Origin of the sequence: Lacimicrobium sp. SS2-24, assembly GCF_002201535.1 — a bacterium.
GTDB lineage: Bacteria > Pseudomonadota > Gammaproteobacteria > Enterobacterales > Alteromonadaceae > Lacimicrobium.
Genome location: NZ_NIWW01000011.1, coordinates 87263 through 98707, shown reverse-complemented (window position 1 = coordinate 98707; position 11445 = coordinate 87263). Strand labels below are relative to the sequence as shown.

General features: G+C 51.6%; 8 protein-coding genes. 6 read left to right on the top strand and 2 right to left on the bottom strand.

The window, feature by feature from the left end; genetic code table 11:
- Positions 1–792: 792 nt before the first annotated feature.
- From leuA to CCY32_RS16090, 5 genes are all read left to right on the top strand, one after another.
- Complete coding sequence (leuA, locus tag CCY32_RS16110; protein ID WP_088332541.1) at positions 793–2346, top strand: 2-isopropylmalate synthase; 1554 nt, start codon at positions 793–795, stop codon at positions 2344–2346.
- Entirely contained in the window at positions 2347–3444 is a 1098-nt protein-coding gene (gene leuB / locus CCY32_RS16105; RefSeq protein ID WP_088332539.1) for a 3-isopropylmalate dehydrogenase, read from the top strand.
- Entirely contained in the window at positions 3444–4844 is a 1401-nt protein-coding gene (gene leuC, locus CCY32_RS16100) for a 3-isopropylmalate dehydratase large subunit (RefSeq protein ID WP_088332537.1), read from the top strand. Before leuB ends, leuC begins: the two co-directional genes overlap by 1 nt.
- On the top strand, positions 4841–5440 hold the full coding sequence (gene leuD / locus CCY32_RS16095) for a 3-isopropylmalate dehydratase small subunit (protein WP_088332535.1): 600 nt from the start codon (positions 4841–4843) through the stop codon (positions 5438–5440). Before leuC ends, leuD begins: the two co-directional genes overlap by 4 nt.
- 96 nt (positions 5441–5536) lie before the next feature.
- Complete coding sequence (locus CCY32_RS16090; RefSeq protein WP_088332533.1) at positions 5537–6754, top strand: HD-GYP domain-containing protein; 1218 nt, start codon at positions 5537–5539, stop codon at positions 6752–6754.
- A gap of 39 nt (positions 6755–6793) precedes the next feature.
- Here CCY32_RS16090 and CCY32_RS16085 read toward each other — a convergent pair whose 3' ends face one another.
- Positions 6794–7570 carry a potassium channel family protein gene (locus tag CCY32_RS16085; RefSeq protein WP_088332531.1) on the bottom strand — a complete coding sequence of 259 codons (777 nt, stop codon included), beginning with the start codon at positions 7568–7570 and terminating at the stop codon, positions 6794–6796.
- A complete protein-coding gene (locus tag CCY32_RS16080; RefSeq protein ID WP_088332529.1) occupies positions 7570–8472 on the bottom strand; it encodes a DUF350 domain-containing protein in 903 nt (300 codons plus the stop codon). Before CCY32_RS16080 ends, CCY32_RS16085 begins: the two co-directional genes overlap by 1 nt.
- 108 nt (positions 8473–8580) lie before the next feature.
- Between CCY32_RS16080 and glnE the strand changes: the two genes are divergently transcribed.
- Positions 8581–11436, top strand: coding sequence for a bifunctional [glutamate--ammonia ligase]-adenylyl-L-tyrosine phosphorylase/[glutamate--ammonia-ligase] adenylyltransferase (gene glnE / locus CCY32_RS16075; RefSeq protein ID WP_141096256.1), 2856 nt, complete (start codon positions 8581–8583; stop codon positions 11434–11436).
- The last annotated feature ends 9 nt before the right edge of the window (positions 11437–11445 follow it).

The window sequence follows — 11445 nt, the reverse complement described above, 5'->3', positions numbered from 1 at the left end:
GCCCGAATGCTGTAATCGGGTATTCAGAGACTATATGCCCGCAGTAAAACCGTCGATAAAAGGCACTGGATTCCCGCCTCCGCGTGAATGACCTGCGCTCGTCCCCTCTGCGACCTTTGCGCCTCTGCGTGATCTACAGCATTTTTTTATTCTCTCGCAAAGGCGCTGGGTTCCCGCCAACGGCTGCGGGAACGACCGGCGTCATACCCGAATGCTGTAATCGGGCATCCAGTGACCTTTGCTTATGGAAAATTTACCGCAGAGCCGCAGAGGACACGAAGATGCAAAGAATTATTCCTTCCATTCTCTGCGCACTCCGCGATTTCGCGGTGAAAACCTATTACTCAGAATTCAAACTGATAACTGAAGACTGAGAATCGCCATCTTTTAGGATAAACATCCTACTAAAAGGCGATTTGGTCTGATCAGTGAACATTATGCGCGCAAATCACTTCACAATTTAGGCAATTCACCCTACAAAGCTTGACCTGCGCGTACTTTCAGGGTACTAATAGCGCCAATTGAGCATTAAGATGACTTCAGAATGAGAACTACCCAGCTTCTACTACTACTTAAAATGGCAACCAGATTGCACGGGTAGTTGTGGCTGACAGGCAGTATTTATACAAAACCCGTGCACAGCACGGGTTTTTCGTTTTAGGGGGTAAGGGTCTGCTTCTCAGCCCGAATATCGCCAGTCACAGGGGATAAACCTGTTTTAACCGAAAGAGAAACACCGAGTCGACCGAGGAATGCAGCCAATAGGCTGCCCAAGAACGCAGAGGAACAACCATGTCAGACAGAGTAAAAATATTTGATACCACATTACGTGATGGGGAGCAGGCGCTGCCTGCCAGCCTGAGTGTCAAAGAAAAACTACAGATAGCGCTGGCACTGGAACGACTTGGGGTGGATATCATCGAAGCAGGATTTCCGGTTTCTTCTCCGGGAGACTTTAAATCGGTCCAGACCATTGCCAGAGAAATCAAAAACTCGGTAGTTTGTGGTCTTTCCCGCGCTGTGGCGGCAGATATTGATGCCTGTGGCGAGTCCTTAAAGGTCGCCGAACGCTTTCGGATTCATACCTTCATTGCCACCTCTGAGATTCACGTGGGTGCAAAACTGCGCAAATCCCAGGAAGAAGTACTGGAAATGGCAGTAAAAGCCGTCCAGCACGCTCGGCGCTATACGGACGACGTGGAATTTTCCTGTGAAGATGCCGGACGCACCGATATTGATTATCTCTGCCGTATGGTGGAAGCGGCCATAAAAGCCGGTGCCAGCACAGTGAATATTCCTGACACCGTCGGTTATACCATTCCCACCGAGTTCGGTCAGATCATTCAGACCTTGTTTAACCGCGTTCCTAATATTGATAAGGCGGTGATTTCAGTGCACTGTCACAACGACCTGGGTCTGGCGGTAGCCAATTCTCTGGCCGCGGTGCAAAACGGCGCACGCCAGGTGGAATGCACCATCAACGGTATCGGTGAGCGGGCGGGTAACTGCTCACTGGAAGAAATTGCCATGGTGCTTAAAACCCGCGAAAACCTGCTGGGCCTCAACACCGGCATTAACAGTCAGGAAATATCGCGCACTTCCAAGCTGGTCAGCCAGATGTGTAATATGCCGGTGCAGGCCAACAAAGCCATTGTCGGTGCCAATGCTTTCAGTCACTCGTCGGGCATTCATCAGGATGGCGTACTCAAGTCCATGAACACCTATGAAATCATGACGCCGGAGAGTGTGGGTATCAGTAAAAACAATCTTAATCTCACCTCCCGCTCTGGCCGTCATGTGATCAAGCATCGCATGCATGAGCTGGGCTACAAAGATGAGGATTATGATCTGGATACCCTCTACAGTGCCTTTTTGCGCCTCGCTGATAAAAAAGGCCAGGTGTTTGATTATGATCTTGAGGCGCTGGTGTTCTTTGATCAGCAAAAACAACAACAGGCCGAATACGAATTGCTTTACCTGCATGCCAATGCCGGTAAAGGCATGATCCCCAGCGCCACCGTAAAAATGCGCATGGGCGAGCGTGAAGGCACCGCTTCGGCCATTGGTAATGGTCCGGTGGACGCCGCCTTTAATGCCATCATCGAGGTCACCGGTAACGAAGACATCGATATCGTCGATTTTAAACTCGACTCAAAAGGTGAAGGGGCCGACGCCTTAGCCCAGGTCAGTGTGGTTGCCGAATACAGAGGTCGGCGTTTTAACGGGATTGGACTGGCCACAGATATTGTCGAAGCCGGTGTCAAAGCCCTGATTTACGTGCTGAACAATACCTGTCTGGCGGATCAGATAGATGAGAAAAAACAACAGAAAATAGCAGGGGTATAAATGTCTGAATATTCCATCGCATTATTACCCGGGGACGGTATCGGCCCCGAGGTGATGGAGCAAGCAGTGAAAGTGTTACGGGCCGTTGAAGCGACCTTTGAACTGAAATTCTCACTTAAATCTTTCGATGTAGGCGGTGCAGCCATAGACAACCAGGGGAAGGCTCTGCCTGAAAATACGCTGGCCGGCTGCGAAGCCGCCGATGCGATTCTTTTTGGCTCTATCGGCGGGCCTAAGTGGGACAATCTGCCCTTAGAGGAGCGCCCGGAGCGCGCTGCGTTGCTTAAATTACGCAGCCATTTTGATCTGTTCAGCAACCTGCGCCCTGCGCGTATTTATCCGAATATGGAACACCTCTCTCCGCTACGCGCCGATATTGCTGCCAGTGGCTTTGATGTGATGGTAGTGCGTGAATTGACCAGCGGCATTTATTTCGGCCAACCCAAAGGCATGCAGGGTGAAGGTGAAGAAGAATTCGCCTTTGACACCATGCGCTATTCACGCCGGGAAATTCGTCGTATCGCCAAACTGGCGTTTGAGTCAGCACGGCTGCGTCGTAAAAAAGTGACCTCAGTGGATAAGGCTAATGTCCTGGTGTGCAGCCGCCTGTGGCGGGAAGTCACCGAAGAAGTCAGTCAGGATTACCCCGATGTGACGCTGGAACACATCTATATCGATAACGCCACCATGCAGTTGCTGCGCTATCCCAATGAGTTTGACGTGATGCTGTGCTCCAATTTATTTGGCGATATTATCAGCGATGAATGTGCCATGATCACCGGTTCAATGGGTCTGTTGCCCTCTGCCAGCATTAACGAGCAGGGCTTTGGCATGTACGAACCAGCCGGTGGCAGCGCGCCGGATATTGCCGGCAAAGGCATTGCCAATCCCGTGGCACAAATCTTATCTGCCGCCATGCTGCTGCGCTACAGCCTCAAACAAAGTGAGGCTGCCGATGCCATTGAGCAAGCGGTACAAACCACCCTTGAGCAGGGCATTCTCAGCGCCGAATTGTTACCGGAAAACCAGCGCCACCAGGCCAGGTCAACCGCAGACATCGGTGATGCTATTGTGAAAAATATCAGGGAGCTGAACTGATGGCTAAAACCTTATATGAAAAAATCTGGGACACTCATCTGGTCGCCCAGGTCGGTACCGATAATCTGATCTACATTGACCGCCATCTTATTCATGAAGTGACCTCGCCCCAGGCCTTCGCAGGCCTGGAGGAAAAAGGCCGCAAACTACGCCGTCCGGATCGCACCTTTGCCACCATGGATCACAGTATCTCTACCCGCTCCCTGGCACTGGATGCCTGTGGCCCCACCAACCAGCTGCAACTGATGACCTTAAAGCAAAACTGCGATAAGTATGGGGTAGAGCTATTCCCCGTGGGTCACCAGAAACAGGGCATCATCCATGTTATCGGCCCCGAACTGGGTCTGATTCTGCCAGGCATGACGGTGGTATGTGGCGATTCTCACACCGCCACCCATGGCGCTTTCGGCGCACTGGCTTTTGGTATTGGCACCTCTGAAGTGGAGCATGTTTTTGCCACCCAAACCCTCAAGCAGGGCAAGGCCAAAACCATGCTGGTTGAAGTTAACGGGAAACTGCCTCTTGGCGTTACAGCCAAGGATATTATTCTGGCCATCATTGGTGAAATTGGTCACGCCGGTGCCACCGGCCATGTGATTGAATATGCAGGCAGTGCCATCGAGGCACTGAGCATGGAAGAGCGCATGACCATTTGTAATATGAGTATTGAAGCTGGTGCTAAGGCCGGGCTGATTGCCCCCGATGAGACCACTTTTGCCTATTTAAAAGGCAAAGAACGGGCGCCGACAGGAGAACAGTGGGAACAGGCGCTGGCCGCATGGCAACAGTTAAAATCCGATAAAGATGCAACATTTGACTCGGTGGTGCGCCTGGATGCCGCCAACATTCAGCCGCAGGTGACCTGGGGAACAAACCCCGGACAGGTAATCGGTGTGCAGGAGGCTATTCCGCAACCTCAAAGCTTCAGCGACGCTGTCGCCCGCACCTCAGCCGAAAAGGCTCTGAATTATATGGGGCTGCAGGCGGGTCAGAAACTCTCGGATGTCCATATCAGTCATGTCTTTATTGGCTCATGCACCAACAGTCGTATCGAAGACTTACGCGCCGCTGCCAAAGTGGCGGCAAAAGGCAAGGTCGCCGACGGTGTTACGGCTATCGTAGTGCCCGGTTCCGCGCAGGTGAAAAAACAAGCCGAATCCGAACAGCTGGACAAAATCTTCACCGATGCCGGATTTGAATGGCGTTTACCCGGCTGCTCAATGTGCCTGGGTATGAATGACGACATCCTCAAGCCAGGGGATCGCTGTGCCTCTACCAGTAACCGAAATTTTGAAGGCCGACAGGGTCGCGGTGCCCGTACCCACCTGGTCAGCCCGGCTATGGCCGCTGCGGCTGCCATCAAAGGGCATTTTGTCGATGTAAGGGAGTTTGATGTATGAGTGGTATTACCTTGTTGCGGGGTACAGCCGCCCCGCTGGACAGAGCCAATGTAGACACAGACCAGATTATCCCCAAGCAATTTCTGACCTCAGTCAGTCGTAAGGGGTTTGGTAAGCACCTGTTTCATGACTGGCGCTATCTGGATCTGCATGAGCAGGAACTTAATCCTGAGTTTGAGTTAAATGATCCGGCCTATCAGGGCGCAACCATCCTGCTGGCACGCCAGAATTTCGGTTGTGGCAGTAGCCGCGAGCATGCCCCCTGGGCGCTCACTGACTACGGCTTCAAAGTGGTCATCGCCACCAGTTTTGCGGATATTTTTTACGGCAACTGCATGAACAATCAATTGCTGCCTATCGCGCTGAACACGGAGCAGATGGATACACTGTTTGCGGCCGTGGCAGATGATGCCAGGGTGGAAATTGAGGTGGATTTACCGGCGCAACAGGTGCGCTGCCAGGGTCAGCAATTTGACTTCAGTATTGCCGAACACCATAAACACAAACTGTTAAACGGTCTGGATGCCATTGGCGAAACACTGGAGCTGGCACAACAGATAGACCAGTACGAACAAACCCTTCCCGGCTGGCGTTAATCTGTTCTGAACAATAGATTTTCTGCCAATCCACCTTGATCAAACGCCTGTTTTGCCCAATAGTGCAAAACAGGTTTGTTGTGCGAAGGGCGCCCAATGCTGAAGAAGTTTTCTATCGATTCTCTGAAACCCGGGATGTTTGTCAATCAGGTCTCCAGGCAGACCGCTACACTGAAAATCAGAACCCGGGGCTTAATCAAATCTCAGCCACAGATTCAGATGCTTAAAGATAAAGGCATTCTTGAAGTCGAGGTAGACCTGTCCCGCAGCGTTCTTGAAGAGCCGCTGGAAATGGAAGGCGATGGGCCTTCATCTGAACCCGACACCGAAGAGACCGTTACCGGCAAAGATAAGAAACCACAACGCTCAGATGGGGAGAGACTCGGCGAAGCCAGTGCCCTGTATGATAAGGCGAAAAGTGTGCAGTCACGCTTCGTAAAAAAGGTTCGCTCGGGCCGACCCAGTTCCGTTAAAGAGCTTAATGAACTGAGCACAGGCATTATCGATTCGGTATTTGACGATCCTAATGCCATGTGTTGCCTGACTCTGATCAAAGAGAAAAACAAGTACCTGCTCGAACACTCACTCAACTGCGCCATATTGATGGCGGTATTTGCCCGTCACCTGGGTTTTGACAAAGAACTCATTGATAACCTAGCGCTTGCGGGTCTGATGATGGACCTGGGCATGAATACCATTCCCAATGATATCCTCAATAAAAAGGGTAAGCTGGAGGCTCAGGAAAAACAGCTAATTCATACTCATGTTGATGTTGCCACTGAGATTCTGGATGCCGCAGAGATAGACAATCCGGTGATCCGTGAAGTGGTGACTTACCACCATGAAAGGCTGGATGGCAGCGGTTATCCCAGCGGCCTCTCCGGGGATGAGTTGTCAGTCTATGCCCGCATTGCCGGCATTGTGGACAGCTATGATGCCATGACCTCAGATCGCCCATGGCGCAAGGCCTACTCCCCCACCCAGGCACTCAAGCAACTGTTAGGGTTTAGTCAGGGTAAGCTGGATCAATCCCTGGTGCATCAGTTTATCCGCTGCATTGGCGTGCATCCGGTTGGCTCTCTGGTCAAACTCAAAAGTGGTAAACTGGCCATCGTAACCCGCGCCAACAAAGAAGATCCCCTGAGCCCTGTGGTCATGACCTTCTATTCGGTACGGGCCGGACATTATAATGAAATCAAGCAACTAGACCTGAGTAAGGTGCAGGATGAAATTGAATCCAGTGTGCGACCAGAGGAATTTAAAATTAACCTGACCAAGTTTTTCAAAGAGGTCTTTCTCAAACAGGTGGTCTGAGCCATTGTCTTTTCTTACAAGCAGACTTCAGGGAGCGGCTCAGTGCCCTTCCCCACTGTCCCTCTTGTGTTCAATCAGGCTATCTAGTTTTTTGTGGATTGCCTGAATAGAGGTATCCATTTCGTTGAGGTGTTCCTGCATTTTATTAATACGACGGTTCTGCACGGCCAGCTGATCTTTTTCCTGCGGGGTAATAAAGTAAGAGGCAATATAACCTGAGATGACACCAAACAGACTAACACCACTGAGAATCAGCAAAATGCTGACCACCCGTCCGGCCGTAGAAACCGGATAATAATCGCCGTAGCCTACGGTGGAGATCGTGACCAGGCTCCACCAGATGGCATCCTCCGCGGTGCGAATGTTGGAACCCGGCAAGTCATATTCAATCAGATAAATCGACAAGCCCGAGGCGCCAATTAAAACCACCAGCACCACCATCATGGTGGCCAGGGTAGTTTGTATCCTGTCCTTCAGTGAGGTCAGCACCAGATGACGGGTATGCTTGAGTAAACGCAACACCCGAAGCACCTGTAAGAAGCGCGCCAGACGGAACACTTCTATAGCGGGAATACTGGCCACAAAGTCAATCCAGTGCTCTTTGATATACACCAGACGATTATCGCTGTTAGCCAGGTTATAGAAAAAGTGCAGTAAAAAGACCACACAGATCAACGTATCCATAATCAGCAAGTAGTGGCGCACATCTGCGCTTAATTGCATTAACATCAATACAGAGATATTCACCACCGCCACAATAGACAGCACCATCATGCCGATGTCAAAAGGACCTAATTTGAAACGATGTGTGCTCATCAGGACACTAACCCCAGCAATACCAGTGCAACACCTATAGTCAGCGCCATTTCAATACTGGCCACGCCAATGTTGTGCTGTAAGTCCACTTCGCGAACCAGATCGATCCCCTTCAACACCACTCGTTTTGCCACCCAGGCAAGCACAATGGTCAGCAAGGTAAATAGCATGGCCAGAAACAGCCAGTTAATCAGGTTGCTGACATAAGACTCCGGATAATAAATCAGTAGTTTACTCGCCGCGCTGACAGCGAAGGCCACCCCCAACAAGTGCCCCCCATGCTGAATGGCCAGCGCGATCTGCCCTCTTACCAGCACGTCCTGCATCGAGTCATCCTGATTATCCTGAGCAAAGCGTCGCTCCATCAGCCGGGTCGTCACCAGCATCACGGTCTGAGCCACTAAAAAGCCACTGAGAATGGCAATGCCGCTGTACCAGGTAAAACCATCTGTCCACAGCATCACGCTGCGTATAATCATTGCGGTGGCGATAGTGTTAGCACCATCCACCAGGCCGATACTGACATTGCCTTGCAGAATTTGCTCTCGCTTGTTAAAGCGGTTGAGAATCACTTTGTCATGGGCCCAGCGCCCCAGTTTAATCAGAATAATGCCGCCGATACCGTACACCAGCATCTGTAGTGATTGGGTCAGATAGTCATCGGATGACGCCTGCTCTGCGGCACTCCACACCACCACGCTCAGTGCCAGTAAACTGGATGCGACACTGACGCCAAAGGCAAAATTATCCTTTTCTGACAATTCCTTGGTACCGTCCACCTTGGTCCATAAGGTGTACACCCAGCGCATGATAATAAGCAGCAACAGGGCAATGACGATATCTGCGCTGAAATAGGCCAGCATTTCGTGGCTGTAGGAAAGAGTCAGTATATCCGCGTGCATAGATCGCCTGCATCAGTCATGTCTTACGCTAATTATTCGTTAGGTAACAAAGTAAATGCAAGGTAAGTTATTGGATTCACCCGGTTGCGCTGGCATATTGGGCATCTGATGACAGCAACCAAGCAGGACATCCTCATCATGCTCGGCAAGATAGCACAGGACTACTGGCAGCAACTGATTGACGCCCATCCCGGGAATGACAGCCTCCACCGTCATCAGCGGGCGCTGATGCCGGTTTTCGCTCTGAGTGACTTTATTGCGCGCAGCTGCATCCAGGACCCGTCGCTGCTCACTTTGTTGCTGGAAGAGGGATTGCTCGGTGCAGCCCATCCCGATTATGCCGATGAGCTACGCACACAACTTCGCGACGTGAGCGAAGAAGGTGCGCTACACGACCAGCTGCGACAATACCGACGCCTGCAAATGGTGCGTCTGGCCTGGCTTGATTTGACCAACCAGCAGGATATTGAAACCTCATTAGAGCAAGTATCACTCTTAGCGGATGCTCTGATCAGCGCAGCTTACGAGTGGTGCTATGAGCATCTTGCCAAGCGCTATGGCTACCCCAGGGCGGAGGGCCAGCAGCAAGCTATGCTGATCATTGGTATGGGCAAGCTAGGGGGCGGCGAACTGAATTTTTCCTCCGATATCGACTTAATATTCTGCTATCCCCAGCAGGGCGAAACTGAAGGCGGCAAAAAGACCCTCGAGAACCAGCAGTTTTTTACCAAAGTAGGACAAAAACTGATTTCGGCGCTCAATCAGATTACCGCTCAGGGGCAGGTATTTCGTGTCGATATGCGCCTGCGCCCCTTTGGTGACAGCGGACCGCTGGTAATGCATTTCGCGGCACTGGAGGATTATTATCAGGAACAAGGCAGGGAGTGGGAACGCTATGCCATGGTGAAGGGGCGGGTCATCAACCTGCAGGACTCCGCCACTGAAGAACTGAGCGCCATCCTGCGTCCTTTCGTATTTCGCCGCTACATCGATTTTTCTGCCATTGACGCACTGCGCAATATGAAAGCGCTGATCAGTAAAGAAGTGCGCCGCCGTCAGCTCACTGACAACATTAAACTCGGCGCTGGCGGTATTCGCGAAGTAGAGTTTATTGTGCAGACGTTTCAGCTTATTCGCGGCGGACGCGAACAGGATCTGCAACACCCCAGTCTGCTCACAATCCTCGATGTACTCAAACAGCGTGAATACCTGCAAGTGCAGGACGCAGAGCAGTTACGTGAAGCCTATCTGTTTTTACGCAAGACCGAACACAGCCTGCAACAGTTTTCAGACCAGCAGACCCAGCAACTACCTGAGGAGCAATCAGACCAGCTTCGCCTCAGTCAGGTGATGGGGTTCGACGACTACGCCGCCTTTGTCTCTGAGCTGAATCGCCATATGGCTTTCATCCATGAGCAGTTTATGCAGCTGATTGGTGATGAGCCCGAGACACAGGATGCAGAAGAAATCAGCGATCTGGTCGACCTCTGGACGCTCCCCCTCAATGACGAGGAGGCGCTACCGCTGCTGCAACAGTTTGTCTGTCAGCAAAAAAGTGAAGAATTATGGCAAAAGCTCAAAGTCTTTGCAGAAGAAATGCGCCAACGCAGCATGGGTAAACGAGGCCGGGAAACACTGGATAAACTGATGCCCTGCCTGTTACATCTGGTATTGGAAAACGAACAGGCACAGCAGTTATTGGAGCGCATGATGGTCGTCATAAAATCCATCTGCCGTCGTACCACCTACCTTGAACTACTGCTGGAAAACCGCGGGGCCATGGAACAACTGGTCAGACTGTGCAGCGCCAGTCCGTGGATTGCGCAACAAATATCCCATTTCCCCATTTTGCTCGATGAGTTGCTCAATGCCGCCCATTTGTATGAACTGACACCTTTGGATGGCTACGGCGACGAGTTAAGAATGAGTATGCTGCGCATTCCGGAGCAGGATCTGGAAGCCCAGATGGAAGCCTTGCGTCAGTTTAAACTCAGCCAGCAACTGAAAATCGCCGCGGCAGATGTAACCGGGGTGCTACCAGTAATGGAAGTCAGTGATCATCTAACCTTTCTGGCCGAGGCGGTTATCAAAGAAGTGGTGCTGGATGCCTGGCAGCAAATGGTCGCGCGTTACGGGCGTCCCGCCGGCGTGCAAGGGGATGAACTAGGGTTTGCAGTGGTCGCATACGGCAAACTGGGTGGCATTGAGCTGGGCTATGGCTCAGATTTGGATCTGGTTTTTTTGCATAACTGCAACTCTCAGCAACAGACCGATGGCGAGAAAGCCATCGAATCCGGTAATTTCTATATCAAACTGGCGCAACGCATTATGCACCTGTTTAACACCAAAACCGCTTCAGGAGATCTTTACGAGACCGATTTACGCTTGCGGCCCTCCGGTAATGCGGGCCTGCTGGTTTGCCATGTGAATGGCTTTGCCGAATACCAGCATCAGGAAGCCTGGACCTGGGAGCACCAGGCCTTAGTCAGAGGGCGGGTCGTGTTCGCAGACACCTCCCTGGCAGAAGAATTCAATCACATCCGCAAACAGGTCTTGTGCCAGCCCAGAGAGATACAGAAACTACGCGACGATGTGCGCCAAATGCGTGAAAAAATGCGCGAGCATCTGAGTAAAACTCGCCACGACGATACCGCCTTTGATTTAAAGCAGGGCCGGGGCGGCATTGCCGATATCGAATTTCTGGTGCAGTTCTGGGTGTTGGCCCATAGTGCCCGATATCCCCAACTGTGCGAATTTTCAGACAATGTGCGCATACTCAGAACACTGGAAATACACGAGATCATTGATCCGGATTGGGTCAACGTGCTCACTCAGGCCTATCTGATATACCGCAACGCCGGTCATCGCCATACCCTCGCCGGCGAGCCGGCCATTGACACCACGGGTGACTTAAACGCGTTGCAGCAACAGGTCAGTCATATCTGGCAGCAGGTCTTTGAATAAGCGTTAAAA